We start from the raw sequence: 16,026 nt of genomic DNA on the forward strand, positions 1-16,026 counted from the left end.
AAGTTTAAGGCATTTCCAGCAATTTCAAGACCCCTACCGGAGAAGTTACCTCGGCATCAGCGCCCCAGCTGGAAACGTCGGCGCCCATGCCGAGATAACCGTATCGCGCAGCCACAGTAAACATGCCAGCGGCCCGGCCGGCCGCGATGTCTCGCTCGTCATCGCCTACATACAAACATACCGCAGGCGGCAGATTGAGGCGGCGGGCAGCCTCTAGCAGAGGCTCAGGATGGGGTTTGGCATGGGGTGTGGTGTCGCCGCTGATAATGGTGCTGGCCGTGTCGAACAGCGGCATGGCTCGCGTCAACGGCAGGGTGAAGCGCTGCGACTTGTTGGTGACAACACCCCAGAGAAATCCACGTCCGCGCAGCACGTCCAGCAACTCCCCCACCCCTGAAAATGCTTGCGTCCGCTGCGTCAAGCAAGCCTCGTAATGTACAAAAAACTCTTCTTTGTGCGCTTCGTAGTCTTTGTGCTCGGGCGACATGTCAAATGCGACGTGCAACATACCCCGCGCACCAGCACCTGCCATGGGCCGGTAAAGCTCCAGCGGCAAAGAAGGCAGTCCACGGCCGGTACGCATCAGGTCGGCCGCAGCGCCCAGGTCAGGGGCACTGTCGATCAGGGTTCCATCCAGATCAAACAATACCGCGCGGATACCGCGGAACACACCCCCGGTCATGGCTTTCGGGTCGCAAACATGTAGTTCACGCTGGTGTCTTGGCTCAACCAGTACCGGCGGGTCAAGGGGTTGTATTCCATGCCGCGGGTTTCGCTCAGATCCAGGCTGCTTGACCGGCAGAACCCGGCCAGCTCACTGGGACGGATCATCTTGGCGTATTCGTGGGTGCCTTTGGGAAGCAACTGCAATACGTACTCAGCGCCAATGATGGCAAACAGAAACGACTTGGGGTTGCGGTTGATGGTGGAGAAGAATACCCAACCACCAGGCTTGACCAAATCGGAACAGGCTTTGACCACAGAAGCCGGATCGGGCACGTGCTCCAACATTTCCATGCAGGTCACAACGTCAAAACTGCCAGGCTGCTCAAGCGCTATGGCCTCAGCACTGACTTCGCGGTAGGTCACGTTGCGGGTCCCAGCCTCCAGCGCGTGAAGTTGGGCCACGCGCAAGGCTTTGACAGATAGGTCAATGCCCGTAACCAGCGCACCCTTGCGCGCCATGGAGTCGGACAAGATACCGCCGCCGCACCCCACATCCAGCACATTCTTGCCATTCAAATTCACGAGTCCGTCAATCCAGTTCAGCCGCAGAGGGTTGATCTGATGCAAGGGACGAAACTCACTCTCGGGGTCCCACCAGCGGTGGGCCAGGTCGGAAAATTTGGCCAGTTCGGCCGGATCGGCATTGACGTGTGTGTTCATGGTGTGATTATCGGGCGGCCATAAAAAAACCGCGCCGAAGCGCGGTTTTTTTCGCCTAAGCGGTGGGTCGATTAGTTGGCGCGGGTGCCGACAACTTCCACTTCCACGCGGCGGTTCTTGGCGCGGCCTTCGCGGGTGCTGTTGTCAGCAACCGGCTGGGTCAGGCCCTTGCCTTCGGTGTAAATGCGGTTGCTTTCGATGCCCTTGCTCACCAAGTAAGCCTTGACAGCTTCAGCGCGGCGGTTCGACAGAGCCTGGTTGTAGCCAGCAGCGCCGGTGGAGTCGGTGTGACCCACAGCGATCACGACTTCCAGGTTGATGCCACCGACTTTGCCAGCCAGATCGTCCAGCTTGGCTTTGCCTTCAGGCTTCAGCACGGCTTTGTCGAAGTCGAAGAAGGCGTCAGCAGCGTAGGTCACCTTGGCAGCAGCTGCCGGGGCAGGAGCTGGTGCTGGAGCAGGTGCGGGCGCAGCGGCAGGAGCTGGTGCGGGCGCAGGTGCTGGAGCAGGTGCAGCGGCCTTGGGCACGATGGCGCCGTCGCAAGTTGCGGCTGCGGTTGCTGGGGTCCAGTTGGCATCGCGCCAGCACAGTTCGTTGGTGCCGTTTTTCCAAACGGTGCCGTCAGCTGCACGCCAGTTGTCAATCGTTGCGCCCACAGCGGAGTGCCCAGCGGCGGCAGCAGCAGATGCCATGGCAGCGGTTGCAATCAGCATTGCCACTTTGTTCAATTTTTTCATGGTATTCCTCTAGGTAAACCGCAGACAAACTGCGTAAATCAATGACGCTGAGAGTGACCACCACTCAAAACGTTGGGTTTTATTGTGCCACAAGCCAGCGACAGGCTGCCAGATGATGGCAACCCGGCCTGTGAGCACTTCCAACGAAGGCCCCCTATTCGTTGTTGATGCACCACAAACAATGAATTTCGAAGCCCGTGGTGGACACCCTTAAAATGCTGGGTTGCCTTTAGGCTCTTACATGGATACCTGCACCTGCTCATGACACAGTTTGCCAAAGAGACACTGCCCATCAGTCTTGAAGAAGAGATGCGCCGCAGCTACCTCGATTACGCCATGAGCGTGATCGTGGGACGTGCCCTGCCTGATGCCCGCGACGGCTTGAAGCCCGTACACCGGCGGGTTTTGTTTGCCATGCACGAGCTGAACAACGATTGGAACCGTCCATACAAAAAATCGGCGCGTATCGTGGGTGACGTGATTGGTAAATACCATCCGCACGGGGACAGCGCGGTGTACGACACCATCGTGCGCATGGCGCAAGACTTTTCGCTGCGCCACATGTTGGTGGACGGCCAAGGCAACTTCGGTTCGGTGGACGGCGACAACGCGGCAGCCATGCGTTACACCGAAATCCGCTTGTCGAAGATCGCGCATGAGATGCTGGCCGACATTGACAAGGAAACGGTCAACTTCGGCCCCAACTACGATGGTTCGGAAAAAGAACCGCTGGTCTTGCCGTCGCGACTGCCGAATTTGCTGGTGAATGGGTCGTCTGGTATTGCCGTGGGCATGGCTACCAACATTCCGCCACACAACCTCAACGAGGTGGTGGACGCCTGCCTGCACATGCTGAAGAGCCCCGAGGCGACGATCGACGATTTGATGGAGATCATTCCGGCGCCCGACTTCCCCACGGCCGGCATCATTTACGGCATCAACGGGGTGAAAGACGGCTACCGCACCGGCCGCGGCCGCGTGGTGATGCGCGCCAAGTGCCATTTTGAAGACATTGACAAGGGGCAGCGCCAGTCGATCATCGTGGACGAGCTGCCCTACCAGGTCAACAAAAAGACGCTGCAGGAACGCATTGCCGAGCTGGTGCACGAAAAGAAAATCGAAGGCATCAGCCACATCCAGGACGAGTCAGACAAATCGGGCATGCGCCTGGTGATCGAACTCAAGCGGGGCGAAGTGCCCGAAGTGGTGCTGAACAACCTGTACAAGCAAACCCAGTTGCAGGACACCTTTGGCATCAACATGGTGGCGCTGATCGACGGTCAGCCGCGCCTGTGCAACCTGCGCGAGCTGATTCAGGTGTTTCTGGAGCACCGCCGCGAGGTGGTGACGCGGCGCACGGTGTTCAACCTGCGCAAGGCGCGCGAGCGCGGCCACGTGCTGGAAGGCCTGGCTGTGGCGCTGGCCAACATCGACGAATTCATCAAAATCATCCGCGAGAGCCCTACCCCACCGGTGGCCAAGGCCGAACTGATGACCCGCAGCTGGGACAGCCAGCTGGTGCGCGAAATGCTGACGCGCTCGCGTCAGGACGGCGGTGTGATCAATGCCGACGACTACCGACCCGACGGCCTGGAAAAGGAATTCGGTATGGGTGGCGACGGCCTGTACCGGCTGTCGGAAACGCAAGCGCAAGAAATCTTGCAAATGCGTCTGCAGCGCCTGACCGGCCTGGAGCAGGACAAGATTGTGGCGGAGTACAAGGAGGTCATGGGCGTCATTGACGACCTGTTGGACATCCTGGCCAAGCCTGAGCGCGTGTCCACCATCATTGGTGAAGAGCTGACCGAAGTGAAGATGGAGTTTGGCCAGACCAAACTGGGCGCCCGGCGCAGCGAGATCGAGCACAGCGCGCAAGACCTGAGCACCGAAGACCTGATCACGCCCACCGACATGGTGGTGACGCTGAGCCACAGCGGTTACATCAAGAGCCAACCTTTGAGCGAATACCGCTCCCAAAAACGCGGCGGTCGCGGCAAGCAGGCCACGGCCACCAAAGAAGACGACTGGATCGACCAGCTGTTTATTGCCAATACACACGACTACATCCTGTGTTTCTCCAACCGTGGCCGGCTGTATTGGCTGAAGGTGTGGGAAGTGCCTGCTGGCTCGCGCGGCTCTCGGGGTCGTCCCATCGTCAACATGTTCCCGCTTCAAGAAGGCGAGAAGATCAACGTGGTGCTCCCGCTCACAGGCGCGGCACGCAGCTTCCCTGAAGACCGCTATGTGTTCATGGCAACGTCCATGGGCACGGTCAAGAAAACGGCACTCAACGAATTCAGCAACCCGCGCAAGGCCGGCATCATTGCGGTGGACCTGGACGAAGGCGACTACCTGATTGGCGCTGCGCTGACCGACGGACAGCACGATGTGATGCTGTTCAGTGACGGTGGCAAAGCTGTGCGGTTTGATGAGAACGACGTGCGCCCCATGGGCCGCAATGCGCGCGGCGTGCGCGGCATGATGATCGAAGAAACCCAGAACGTGATCGCCATGCTGGTGGCCGAGCGCGACGAGGCGCCCGAGGGCGCAACACCTGAGACCACCCGCTTGAGCGTGCTGACGGCCACCATCAATGGCTATGGCAAGCGCACCCCGATTGCGGAATACACCCGCCATGGTCGCGGCACCAAAGGCATGATCGCCATCCAGCAAAGCGAGCGCAACGGCAAGGTGGTGGCAGCCACGCTGGTGCACACCGACGACGAGATCATGCTCATCACGGACAAGGGTGTGCTGGTACGAACGCGGGTGAGTGAGATCCGCGAAATGGGCCGAGCCACGCAAGGCGTGACCTTGATCGCACTGGACGAGGGTTCCGAGCTTTCAGGCCTGCAGCGCATTGTGGAAAACGACGCCAACGTGCCAACCGACGAGGTGGAACCAACGGACGACAGCGAGGGCAGCGAGCCGGAAGGAACGCCTGCACCTTGACGGAACCCACCGTGCGCCGCCTCACACCGGGGCAGCACGGTGCTCTTAGCACCCCCTGGCCACCTTGCAGCGTGGCCTGAGCCACCGATTTTTTGCCATGAACCGCCCTTACAACTTTTCCGCCGGCCCTGCCGCCATGCCCACCGAGGTGCTGCAACAAGCGGCGACGGAAATGCTGGACTGGCAGGGCAGCGGCATGGGCGTGATGGAGATGAGCCACCGCGGCAAGGAGTTCATGTCCATCATTGCCGCAGCAGAAGCCGATTTGCGAGAGCTGCTGGCTGTGCCAGCACATTTCCGCATTTTGTTCATGCAAGGCGGTGGCCTGGCTGAAAACGCCATCGTGCCGCTGAACCTCTCACGCGGTGGCGCAGTGGACTTTGTGGTGACGGGCAGCTGGAGCCAGAAATCGTTCAAAGAAGCGCGCAAGTACTGCCAGCCGCATCTGGCAGCGAGCAACGAAGTCGACGCCCATACCTCCCTGCCCGCCCCGGGCGGATGGCAGCTGAGCGCCGAGGCGCAGTATGTGCACCTGTGCAGCAACGAGACCATCCACGGCGTGGAAGTCCATGAGCTGCCCGACCTGAAAGCCTTGGGCAGCAACGCACCGCTGGTGATCGACTTTTCCTCCCACGTCGCCTCGCGCAGCGTGGACTGGTCGCGGGTGGGCCTGGCGTTTGGCGGTGCCCAGAAAAACCTGGGGCCAGCCGGCCTGACGCTGGTAGTGGTGCGCGAAGACCTGCTGGGCCACGCGCTGTCCATCTGCCCCAGCGCGTTTGACTACAAAACCGTGGCCGACAACGGCTCGATGTACAACACGCCACCCACTTACGCCATTTACATGGCGGGGCTCACCTTTCAGTGGCTCAAACGCCAACGGGAAGGCAACCTGAGCGGGGTGGCCGCCATGGAGCACCGCAACCTGGCCAAAGCCGACCTGCTGTATGGATTCATTGACCAGTCGCAGCTGTATCTGAACAAGGTGGCCAAAGACTGTCGCTCACGCATGAACATTCCGTTCTTTTTGCGCGACGAAACCCGCAACGACGCCTTCCTGGCCGGCGCCAAGGCGCGTGGCCTGTTGCAGCTCAAGGGCCACAAATCGGTGGGGGGCATGCGCGCCAGCCTCTACAACGCCATGCCGCTCGCGGGTGTGCAGGCGCTGGTGGCGTACATGCGCGAATTCGAACAACAACAGGCCTAAGCCAAACCCAGGACCATGAGCCAACAACCTATCCAGTCCGAAGCCCTGGCGGGCCTTCGCGTGCAGATCGACTCCATCGACAAACAGCTGCTCAGCCTGCTCAACCAGCGCGCGCATGTGGCCGAACAGGTGGGCGAAATCAAACGGGCCGAGGGCTCGCCGTTCTTCCGTCCGGATCGAGTGGCCCAGGTCATCGACAAGATCACCCAAGCCAACACAGGGCCGCTGAAAAACGAGCATGTGGCGTCCATCTGGCGCGAAATCATGTCGGCTTGCCTGGCCTTGGAAGCGCCCCAGCGCGTCGCGGTTTTGGGTCCCCAGGGCACCTTTTGCGAGCAAGCGGCCATTGAATTTTTTGGCAGCGCGGCCAACCTGATTTACTGCGCCAACTTTGACGAAGTCTTCCATGCCACGGCCGCCGGCACGGCGCAGTACGGCGTGGTGGGTATGGAAAACTCCACCGAAGGCGTGGTGGCGCGATCGCTCGACCTTTTCTTGCGCTCGCCGGTGCATGTGGTCGGTGAAGTCAGCCTGTTGATTCGCCACAACCTGCTGCGCCAAACCAATTCGGACGCAGGCATTGACGTGGTGATGGCGCACCCGCAAGCGTTGGCGCAGTGCCAGGGCTGGTTGAGCCAACACCTGCCACTGGCCGAGCGCCGTGCGGTGTCCAGCAATGCCGAAGGCGCACGCCTGGCCGCCACCAACCCGACCTGGGCGGCCCTGGCCAGCGAACGCGCGGCCAGCCAGTTTGGCCTGCACATCGTGCACCACGCCATTCAGGACGAGGCCTACAACCGCACACGTTTTGCGGTGATCTGTCTGCCGCAAACCCTGGCCACGCCGCCAGCTTCAGGCAAAGACTGCACCAGCCTGGTGGTGTCGGTGCCCAACCGGCCCGGTGCCGTGCACGACCTGCTGGTTCCGCTGAAGAACAACGGGGTGTCCATGACCCGCTTCGAATCGCGTCCAGCCAAGTCGGGGCAGTGGGAATATTATTTTTATATCGATCTGGCGGGTCACCCCTCGCAGCCTCACGTGGCCGCAGCCCTTGAGGAACTCAAAGGGCTTTGCGCCTTCTACAAGGTGCTGGGCGCCTACCCGGTGAACGAATGAACCGCAGCCCCTTCATCAACCCGACAGCAACACGCACCAAGGCCGGTGTTGCAGCTTGGAGCGCCGTGACTGCGCTCTGGATGGAATCTTATGTTTGAACAACTCGGCCTGATCGGCTGCGGCCTGATGGGCGGCTCGTTCGCGCTCGCGCTCAAACGCGCCGGACTCGTGAAGCGCGTCGTGGGTTACAGCAAATCGCCCTCCACCACCGAGCGTGCACGCCAAATGGGTGTCATCGATGTGGAAGCGCCGTCAGCCCTGCTGGCGGTGTCGGGCGCCGATCTGGTGCTGCTGGCCGTACCCGTGGCCGCCACCGAAGCTACTTTCAAGGCCATTCGCCACCTGGTGCGCGGCGACACGCTGGTGATGGACGTGGGCTCGACCAAACGGGAGGTGATTGATGCCGCGCGCCGGGTGCTGCGCGACCAGGTGGGCATGTTTGTGCCCGCGCACCCCATCACGGGCAAAGAACTGTCGGGCGTGGAGCATGCCGACGCTGACCTGTACACCGGGCGCCAGGTCATCCTGACGCCGATTGAGCGCACCCTCACGGTGCAGCTCAACAAAGCGCAGGCCGTGTGGACGGCGCTGGGCTGCCACGTCAAGCAGATGTCGCCCGAGGCGCATGACGCGGCCTATGCCGCGGTCAGTCATCTGCCGCACATGATCGCGTTTGCGCTCATGAATGCCATCCAGGGCCAAGCCCAGGGCGAAGAATTTTTGTCGCTCGCCGGCCCGGGGTTTCGCGATTTCACCCGCATCGCAGCCAGCGACCCCAGCGTGTGGCGCGATATTCTGGTGTCCAACCGGGAAGAGCTGCTGGCACAGTCCAAGCATTTTCAGCGCGCCCTGCACGCGCTTGAAGTGGCCATCACATCGGGCAACCCAGACGCGCTGGAAGCACTGATCGAACAAGCCAGCAGCACCCGCGCCCAATGGCGCATGACCGCCATCAAGCCGCAAAGCTGAGCGCGCCTGCGGCGCTGGCCACATCCATTTCTGCATGTTTTCCATCGATCATCTCGACATCCCGCCGCTGACCAGCGCGGGCGGCACCGTCCAGCTGCCAGGCTCCAAAAGCATTTCCAACCGCGTGTTGTTGCTGGCTGCGCTCAGCGTGGGCCACACCGACATCGTGGACCTGCTCGACTCCGACGACACGCAGGTGATGCTGGCGGCGCTGGCCCAACTGGGGTGCCGCATCGAACCCCAAGCCGACGGTGCGCTGCGTGTGCACGGTCTCGGGGGGCAGCTTGCCGTGCGGGAGGCCCAGCTTTTTCTGGGCAACGCCGGCACCGCCATGCGCCCCCTCACCGCCGCGCTCGCGCTACTGGCCTCGCAGCACGGCGGTGCCTTTGAGCTCAGTGGCATCGCCCGTATGCACGAGCGCCCCATTGGCGACCTGGTAGATGCCCTGCGCCAGCTCGGTTGTCCGGTGGCTTGCCTGGGCACCGAAGGCTACCCTCCGATCAAGTTGGGCAACGGTGTACCCCAAACGCTGTCCCTCGACGAACCCATTCGTGTGCGCGGCGACGTCTCCAGCCAGTTCCTGACCGCCCTGCTGCTGGCGCTCCCCCTGGTTGCTCAGCATCGCCCCGTCGTCATCGACGTCGTGGGCGAACTGATCTCGCGCCCCTACATCGAAATCACGCTGAACCTGCTGGAAAAATTCGGCGTCCAGGTGCAGCGCGACGGCTGGCAGCGCTTCACCATCCCCGCAGGCAGCCGCTACGCCTCGCCCGGGCGCATTCCGGTTGAAGGCGATGCCTCGTCGGCCAGCTACTTCATTGCGCTGGGCGCGATTGCCTCGCCCGCACCGGGCACCGATGGCGTCACCATTGAAGGCGTGGGCCTGGGCTCGATCCAGGGTGACATCCGTTTTGTCGAAGCCGCCCGGCTCATGGGCGCCGACATCTCCGGCGACGCAAACGCCCTGCACGTGCGGCGAGGCGCCTGGCCCCTGAAAGCCATTGACCTCGACTGCAACCACATCCCCGATGCGGCCATGACGCTGGCGGTGATGGCGCTTTACGCCGACGGCACCACCACCCTGCGCAACATTGCCAGCTGGCGCGTGAAGGAAACCGATCGCATTGCCGCCATGGCCAACGAATGCCGCAAACTGGGTGCCACGGTGGAAGAAGGCGCTGACTTCATCCGCATCACCCCGCCCACAGCCTGGACCACCGGCAGCATCCACACCTACGACGATCACCGCGTGGCCATGTGCTTCTCGCTCGCGGCCTTCAACCCGGCGGGACTGCCAGTACGCATTGAAGACCCCAAGTGCGTGGGCAAAACATTTCCGGACTATTTCGAAACGTTGTTCAGCGTCTGCAAGACCCACGCAGCACGCATTCCGGTGATTTGCGTCGACGGCCCCACCGCCTCGGGCAAGGGCACGCTGTCTGCCGAAGTGGCGGCGAAACTGGGTTACCACCTGCTGGACTCGGGCGCGCTCTATCGGCTGGTCGGGCTGGCGGCCGAACGCGCAGGCCTTTCCACCACCGAAGCGTCCCTACGCGAACCCGCCCAAGCGCAGCGGCTTGGCGCCCTGGCCGCCGGCTTGCAGGTCCGGTTCACCGGCCAACACATGCTGCTCAATGGCGAGGACGTGACCGAAGCGGTGCGCACCGAAGCCGCCGGCATGGCGGCGTCGCGCGTGTCGGCCGTGCCCGAAGTGCGGGCGGCGCTGCTGGCCTTGCAACACGGCTTTCGCCAGTTGCCGGGCCTGGTGGCAGACGGGCGAGACATGGGCACCGTGATTTTCCCCGATGCTGCCCTGAAGGTCTACCTCACTGCCACAGCGGCACAGCGCGCCGAACGGCGGCATAAGCAATTGATTTCAAAAGGGATTGCTGCTAATATTGCAGACCTTCTGGCGGACTTGGAAATGCGTGATTTGAGGGATTCAACCCGAGCCCACGCACCGCTCAAGCCCGCCGCAGACGCTTTGTTACTGGACAACTCTCAACTCAACGTCGAGCAATCGGTGCAACAGGTTTTGAGCTGGTGGCAAGGCAAAACGGTGTTTTCAGGCGACTGAAAGCGCCACCTTGATGGCCCAGACGGCACAGCCGGGCGTTCTCAGCCCGCAGGCCTGATGGTTCTTTCACTTAACCCCGCGGTGCTGCGCACCGCAATGTCAACGCCGCCCATCCGTCGATCTCCATGCGAACCGCCGCAAGGCTGTGCTGCATCCCGACGCCTGAGTGGTTTTAGGAAATTCAATGTCTGAATCTTTTGCCGCCCTGTTCGAAGAGTCCTTGAAACGCGCTGAAATGCGCTCAGGCGAAGTCATCACCGCCGAAGTGGTTCGTATCGAACACAGCCACGTGGTGGTCAACGCTGGCCTGAAGTCGGAAGCCTATGTGCCTCTGGCCGAATTCAAGAACGACCTGGGCGAACTCGAAGTCCAGGTGGGCGACTTTGTGTCGGTCGCCATCGACTCCGTGGAAAACGGCTTCGGCGACACCCTGCTGTCGCGCGACAAGGCCAAGCGCCTCGCCTCGTGGATGTCGCTGGAAAAAGCACTCGAGTCGGGCGAATTCGTCACCGGCACGACCTCCAGCAAGGTCAAGGGCGGCCTGAAGGTCATGGTCAACGGCATCAGCGCCTTCCTGCCAGGCTCGCTGGTGGACAGCCGTCCGACCAAGGACCTGACCCCCTACGAAAACAAGACCCTGGAATTCAAGGTCATCAAGCTCGACCGCAAGCGCAACAACGTGGTGCTGAGCCGCCGCGCCGTGGTGGAAGCCTCCATGGGCGAAGAGCGCGCCAAGCTGATGGACACCTTGAAAGAAGGCGCTATCGTTCACGGCGTGGTCAAGAACATCACCGAATACGGTGCGTTCGTGGACCTGGGCGGTATCGACGGCCTGCTGCACATCACCGACATGGCCTGGCGCCGCGTCCGTCACCCAAGCGAAGTGGTGACGGCTGGCCAGGAAATCACCGCCAAGATCCTGAAGTTCGACACCGAGAAGCACCGCGTTTCTCTGGGTCTGAAGCAGATGGGCGACGACCCATGGATGGGCGTTGCTCGCCGCTACCCACAAAGCACCCGCATGTTCGGCAAGATCACCAACATCGCCGACTACGGCGCGTTTGTTGAACTGGAGCCAGGCATCGAAGGTCTGGTCCACGTGTCCGAAATGGACTGGACCAACAAGAACGTGGCCCCTTCCAAGCTGGTTTCGCTGGGCGACGAAGTCGAAGTCATGGTGCTCGACATCGACGAAGACAAGCGCCGCATCTCCTTGGGCATGAAGCAGTGCCGCGCCAACCCATGGCACGAGTTTGCTGAACAGACCAAGCGTGGCGACCGCGTCAAGGGCCCGATCAAGTCGATCACCGACTTCGGCGTGTTCGTTGGCCTGGCTGCTGGCATCGACGGCCTGGTGCACCTGTCCGACCTGTCCTGGAACGAAACCGGCGAAGCTGCTGTGCGCAACTTCAAAAAAGGCCAGGAAGTCGAAGCCATCGTGCTGGCCATCGACGTGGAGCGCGAGCGCATCTCCCTGGGCATCAAGCAGCTCGACGGCGACCCGTTCACCACCTTCGTGTCGGTGAATGACAAAGGTTCCGTCGTGACCGGCAAGGTCAAGACCGTGGACGCCAAGGGCGCTGAGATCGACCTGGGTGAAGACGTGCTGGGCTACCTGCGCGCCTCCGAAATCAGCCGTGACCGCGTGGAGGACGCGCGCAACGTGCTGAAAGAAGGCGATGAAGTCACCACCGTGGTGATGAACATCGATCGCAAGACCCGCAACATCCAGCTGTCGATCAAAGCCAAAGACATGGCTGACCAGAACGAAGCCATGGCAACGCTCAGCCAGCAGTCTTCCCGCGAAAACGCTGGTACCACCAGCCTGGGTGCCCTGCTGCGCGCCAAGCTCGACAACAATAACTGAGCCGACTGAATCTGGGTGGGAGCGCAAGCGCCCACCCATTTCGGCCCAACAGCCTGATCGAGCTTTCTCCCAGACATGACCCGAAGCGACCTCGTTGAAGCCTTGGCCGGCCGTTTTGGCCAGCTCACCCACCGCGATGCGGAATTCGCCGTCAAGACGATTCTCGACGCGATGGGTGACGCCCTCGTCAAGGGCCACCGAATCGAAATTCGGGGTTTTGGCAGCTTTTCCGTCAACCGCCGCTCGCCCCGCATCGGGCGCAACCCGCGTTCGGGCGAGAGTGTGATGATTCCGGAAAAGCGCGTGCCGCATTTCAAGCCGGGCAAAGCCCTGCGCGAACAGGTGGACGCCAAGACCGCAGAGATACTGGGACGCGAACCCCAAACACCCGCTTGAAGGCGACTGCCCCGTGCAGCGACCTGATCGCTACAATCACTCCTCCACAAAGGGGATGATTTGAAATACCTGATGTGGCTGCTTAATGCAGCCATTTTTTTTGTGTTGTTCGCCTTCGCGCTGAACAACCAGGAAGCCGTCACGCTGCGCCTCTTTTTTGGGGCCAGCTGGCAGGCGCCGCTGGTGCTCGTCTTGCTGATGGTGCTGGTGCTGGGCGTCTTTCTGGGTGTGGCGGTCATGCTGCCGTTGTGGCTGCGGGCCAAAAAGGCCCGGCGCCAGCACGCAGCGGCCAGCACCGCCTTTGAAGCCGATTCCACCCTGATCCCGAGCCCGAACGATCCACGACATGGACTTTGACCTGACCTGGCTGCTGTGGGGCCTGCCGCTGGCCTTTGCCTTGGGCTGGGGTGCCTCCCGGCTGGACCTGCGCCAGTGGCGCATGGAAAGTCGGCAAGCCCCCAAAGCCTACTTTCGGGGCCTGAACTACCTGCTCAACGAGCAACAAGACCAGGCCATCGACGCCTTCATTGAAGCCGTTCAAGGCGATCCCGACACCGCCGAACTGCACTTTGCCCTGGGCAACCTGTTTCGCCGTCGGGGCGACTACGACCGCGCCGTGCGGGTCCACGAACACCTGCTGGCCCGTGCCGACCTGAGCCGCAAAGACCGCGACCGTGCACAGCACGCCCTGGCGCTGGACTTTCTGAAAGCTGGTCTGCTGGACCGCGCCGAAACCGCTCTGCATAAGCTGGAAGGCTCGGCCTTCGAAGGCGAAGCCCTGCTGGCCCTGCTGGCCATATACGAGCGCTCACGCGACTGGACACAGGCCAAACGCATTGCGCAACGGCTCGAAACCGCCGAGCAAGGCAGCTTCACCACCAGGCTGGCGCACTACCTGTGCGAAGAAGCCGAACAAGCACAACGCAGCGGCGATACCGCCCTGGCAGCCCGGCTGCTGGCCGAAGCCGTCGAAAAGGCACCGCAGCTGGCGCGGGCCTGGATGGCGTTGTCCAGCCTCAAAGTTCAAACCGGTGACCCAACCGGCGCATTTGATGCGTTGGTTCAACTCAGCCAACAAGCCCCGCAAGGCATGCCGCTAGCCGCACGCGCCCTGGCCGATCTGGGTCAGCAAACCGACCGTCAGGCCCAGGCGCTGGCACTTTTGCAGGCCTGCCATGACCGGGCACCTTCGCTGGATGTGACCGAAGCCCTGGCCAGCCTGAGTGCAGACCCGCAAACGGCACGCTCCCGCTACCTCAGCCACCTGGAGCGCGAGCCCTCGCTCGTGATCGCCACCCAATGGCTGGCGGGTGAAACGCTGTCGCAACCCGACGCCAAAACCCGGGTGCAAGCCGCACTGGAACAGGCCGGCGCCCCGCTCAAGCGCTACCGCTGCTCGGCCTGCGGCTTCGAGGCCCGGCAGCATTTTTGGCAGTGCCCTGGCTGCCAGGCCTGGGACAGTTACCCGGCCCGGCGCGTCGAAGAGCTTTAACGAGCGGCTGCCGCCACCCACCCTGTGGCCCATCCGTCTGCGCCTGCGCCCCGCCTTCTGCCACTGGGCGACAGCGCCTGGACCGTGGAGCTGGGCACATCCATCTCGCCACACGTCAACGCCAGCGTGATGGGTCTGGCTGAGCGTCTGGAACAGGCCCGACATGCGGACTCGCTGCTGACCTGCGTCACCGATGTCGTGCCCACCTTCCGCTCTTTGACAGTGCACTACAACCCGCTGGCGGCCAACGCCGCCGCGCTGGGCGAGCGCCTGCTGGTTCTGGCGCAGGGAACTGGCCACGGCATACAGCAGGGCCGCCTCTGGCACCTCCCGGTATGTTTCGACGCCGATTGGGCGCCCGACCTCGCCCGGCTGGCCGAGGCCAAAGGGCTGACAACCAACGCGGTGATTCAGCGCTTGTTGGACGCTGCTTTTCGCGTCTACATGCTGGGCTTTCAACCCGGTTTCCCTTACATGGGCGGTGTACCGCCCGAGCTGCACATGCCCCGCCTGCCCGCACCACGCCAGAAGGTCCCCGCGCAATCCGTGGCGGTGGCAGGCGAAATGTGTGCGATCTACCCCTGGGAAAGCCCCGGCGGGTGGAACCTGATCGGACACACGCCGGTGGTGTTGTTTGACCTGCGCCATGCCGACCAACCGGCGATGCTCGCCGCCGGCGATGAGGTGCGCTGGTACGCCGTGGACCGACAAACCCATGACGCGCTCGCAACCGAAATTGCCCGGGGTTTGCCGCGCGAAACCTTTCTGAAGGCACGCCAAGCATGAGCGGCGCGATGGAGATCGTGCAACCCGGCATCGGCACCACCGTGCAGGACCGCGGCCGCGCCGGCCACCGGCACCATGGATTGCCGCTCTCTGGGTGGCTCGACGCGCCCTTGGCGCAGGCCGCCAACGCGCTGCTGGGTAACCGCCTGGACGAGGCCGTGCTGGAGCTGCGCGGCATGGGCACGGTGTTGCGTGTTCAGGCTGGCCCTGTGCGGGTGGCGCTGGCGGGCCGCACCAGCGCAGTTTGCCTAAGCAGCGATGGCAGGCGCAGCGCCCTGCCCGCCTGGCACAGCGCCACGCTGTGTGAGGGCGACTTGCTGCAACTGGGCACGGCAGAGAGCGGCTGCGCCTACCTGGCCGTGGCGGGAGGACTGCGCATGCCGCCACAGCTCGGCAGCCGTTCGAGCTACTGGCGTGCCGGGCTGACGGGTGTGCTGGGTCGCGCCTTTCGCCCTGGCGACCTACTGCCCTGCGGACAGTGGAGCGTGTCCGACCCGAAAGAATGGCGCAGCCGCTCGCCCTGGAGCCCCACCGAAGGCACGGTGCGGGTGTTGCTCGGCCCGCAACAAGACCATTTCACGGCGGACGCGATTGCGCAGTTTTTGAGCCGGGACTGGGAAGCTACTGCGGCACAGGACCGCATGGGCCTGCGGTTTGTGGGCCAGCCGCTGGCCCACGTCAACGCGGCGGCTGCCGACATCGTGTCCGACGGCGTGGCGCCAGGCGCCATTCAGGTGCCGGCCAATGGGCAGCCGATTGTGCTGCTGGCCGACGGCCAGACTGTCGGCGGCTACCCGAAAATTGCCACTGTGATCAGCGCCGACCTGCCCCGGCTGGCGCACCTGCGACCCGGCACACGCGTGCGCTTTCAAGCCGTCACCCTGGAAACGGCGCACCGTGCGCTGCTGAACGAGCGCGAGCGCTGGCAACGTTGGCTCACCACCCGTGAGACCTACCTGCCGCCCGGCACCGTGGACGAAGCCGCCTTGTACGGCGCCAATCTGATCAGTGGCGTGTTGCACGCCACGCCCTGACAAGGAGCCC

General features: G+C 62.8%; 14 protein-coding genes. 11 read left to right on the forward strand and 3 right to left on the reverse strand.

From position 1 onward, the window contains the following. Positions 1–4 precede the first annotated feature (4 nt). The 3 genes from AC4QBL_RS10630 to ompA form a co-directional block, all read right to left on the reverse strand. Positions 5–670: an HAD-IA family hydrolase gene (locus AC4QBL_RS10630; RefSeq protein ID WP_472906997.1), complete on the reverse strand. Its 666-nt coding sequence runs from the start codon at positions 668–670 to the stop codon at positions 5–7. A gap of 8 nt (positions 671–678) precedes the next feature. Beyond that, positions 679–1,386, reverse strand: a complete 708-nt coding sequence (gene ubiG, locus AC4QBL_RS10635) for a bifunctional 2-polyprenyl-6-hydroxyphenol methylase/3-demethylubiquinol 3-O-methyltransferase UbiG (RefSeq protein ID WP_472906859.1) — start codon at positions 1,384–1,386, stop codon at positions 679–681. Between the two features lie 71 nt (positions 1,387–1,457). Further along, positions 1,458–2,123: an outer membrane protein OmpA gene (ompA, locus tag AC4QBL_RS10640; protein WP_472906860.1), complete on the reverse strand. Its 666-nt coding sequence runs from the start codon at positions 2,121–2,123 to the stop codon at positions 1,458–1,460. A gap of 261 nt (positions 2,124–2,384) precedes the next feature. Between ompA and gyrA the strand changes: the two genes are divergently transcribed. From gyrA to AC4QBL_RS10695, 11 genes are all read left to right on the forward strand, one after another. Beyond that, entirely contained in the window at positions 2,385–5,075 is a 2,691-nt protein-coding gene (gene gyrA / locus AC4QBL_RS10645) for a DNA gyrase subunit A (protein ID WP_472906861.1), read from the forward strand. A 97-nt stretch (positions 5,076–5,172) separates the two neighbouring features. Next, positions 5,173–6,279: a 3-phosphoserine/phosphohydroxythreonine transaminase gene (gene serC, locus AC4QBL_RS10650; protein WP_472899869.1), complete on the forward strand. Its 1,107-nt coding sequence runs from the start codon at positions 5,173–5,175 to the stop codon at positions 6,277–6,279. A 15-nt stretch (positions 6,280–6,294) separates the two neighbouring features. Continuing rightward, on the forward strand, positions 6,295–7,395 hold the full coding sequence (gene pheA / locus AC4QBL_RS10655) for a prephenate dehydratase (RefSeq protein ID WP_472899870.1): 1,101 nt from the start codon (positions 6,295–6,297) through the stop codon (positions 7,393–7,395). 90 nt (positions 7,396–7,485) lie between these two features. Continuing rightward, positions 7,486–8,364: a prephenate dehydrogenase gene (locus tag AC4QBL_RS10660; RefSeq protein ID WP_472899871.1), complete on the forward strand. Its 879-nt coding sequence runs from the start codon at positions 7,486–7,488 to the stop codon at positions 8,362–8,364. A 34-nt stretch (positions 8,365–8,398) separates the two neighbouring features. Then, a complete protein-coding gene (locus tag AC4QBL_RS10665; RefSeq protein ID WP_472906862.1) occupies positions 8,399–10,441 on the forward strand; it encodes a bifunctional 3-phosphoshikimate 1-carboxyvinyltransferase/cytidylate kinase in 2,043 nt (680 codons plus the stop codon). A 184-nt stretch (positions 10,442–10,625) separates the two neighbouring features. Continuing rightward, positions 10,626–12,308 (forward strand): 30S ribosomal protein S1, encoded by a 1,683-nt coding sequence (gene rpsA / locus AC4QBL_RS10670; RefSeq protein ID WP_472899873.1) that lies wholly within the window; start codon positions 10,626–10,628, stop codon positions 12,306–12,308. A gap of 75 nt (positions 12,309–12,383) precedes the next feature. Beyond that, complete coding sequence (locus AC4QBL_RS10675) at positions 12,384–12,704, forward strand: integration host factor subunit beta (protein WP_439113496.1); 321 nt, start codon at positions 12,384–12,386, stop codon at positions 12,702–12,704. Positions 12,705–12,764: 60 nt separating this feature from the next. Further along, positions 12,765–13,061 carry a lipopolysaccharide assembly protein LapA domain-containing protein gene (locus AC4QBL_RS10680; RefSeq protein WP_472906863.1) on the forward strand — a complete coding sequence of 99 codons (297 nt, stop codon included), beginning with the start codon at positions 12,765–12,767 and terminating at the stop codon, positions 13,059–13,061. Further along, entirely contained in the window at positions 13,051–14,196 is a 1,146-nt protein-coding gene (gene lapB / locus AC4QBL_RS10685) for a lipopolysaccharide assembly protein LapB (protein WP_472906864.1), read from the forward strand. The genes AC4QBL_RS10680 and lapB overlap by 11 nt, the downstream gene beginning before the upstream one ends. Before the next feature lie 24 nt (positions 14,197–14,220). Further along, positions 14,221–14,982: a 5-oxoprolinase subunit PxpB gene (pxpB, locus tag AC4QBL_RS10690; protein ID WP_472906865.1), complete on the forward strand. Its 762-nt coding sequence runs from the start codon at positions 14,221–14,223 to the stop codon at positions 14,980–14,982. After that, entirely contained in the window at positions 14,979–16,016 is a 1,038-nt protein-coding gene (locus AC4QBL_RS10695) for a 5-oxoprolinase subunit C family protein (protein WP_472906866.1), read from the forward strand. Before pxpB ends, AC4QBL_RS10695 begins: the two co-directional genes overlap by 4 nt. Positions 16,017–16,026: the final 10 nt, after the last annotated feature.

Source organism: Hydrogenophaga sp. L99 (genome assembly GCF_058731905.1).

What these genes read in the sequence shown, in the direction of transcription:
- ubiG (WP_472906859.1), bottom strand. Translation starts at nt 1,386, where the DNA reads ATGAACACACACGTCAATGCCGATCCGGCCGAACTGGCCAAATTTTCC.
- ompA (WP_472906860.1), bottom strand. Translation starts at nt 2,123, where the DNA reads ATGAAAAAATTGAACAAAGTGGCAATGCTGATTGCAACCGCTGCCATG.
- gyrA (WP_472906861.1), top strand. Translation starts at nt 2,385, where the DNA reads ATGACACAGTTTGCCAAAGAGACACTGCCCATCAGTCTTGAAGAAGAG.
- serC (WP_472899869.1), top strand. Translation starts at nt 5,173, where the DNA reads ATGAACCGCCCTTACAACTTTTCCGCCGGCCCTGCCGCCATGCCCACC.
- pheA (WP_472899870.1), top strand. Translation starts at nt 6,295, where the DNA reads ATGAGCCAACAACCTATCCAGTCCGAAGCCCTGGCGGGCCTTCGCGTG.
- AC4QBL_RS10660 (WP_472899871.1), top strand. Translation starts at nt 7,486, where the DNA reads ATGTTTGAACAACTCGGCCTGATCGGCTGCGGCCTGATGGGCGGCTCG.
- AC4QBL_RS10665 (WP_472906862.1), top strand. Translation starts at nt 8,399, where the DNA reads ATGTTTTCCATCGATCATCTCGACATCCCGCCGCTGACCAGCGCGGGC.
- rpsA (WP_472899873.1), top strand. Translation starts at nt 10,626, where the DNA reads ATGTCTGAATCTTTTGCCGCCCTGTTCGAAGAGTCCTTGAAACGCGCT.
- AC4QBL_RS10675 (WP_439113496.1), top strand. Translation starts at nt 12,384, where the DNA reads ATGACCCGAAGCGACCTCGTTGAAGCCTTGGCCGGCCGTTTTGGCCAG.
- lapB (WP_472906864.1), top strand. Translation starts at nt 13,051, where the DNA reads ATGGACTTTGACCTGACCTGGCTGCTGTGGGGCCTGCCGCTGGCCTTT.
- AC4QBL_RS10695 (WP_472906866.1), top strand. Translation starts at nt 14,979, where the DNA reads ATGAGCGGCGCGATGGAGATCGTGCAACCCGGCATCGGCACCACCGTG.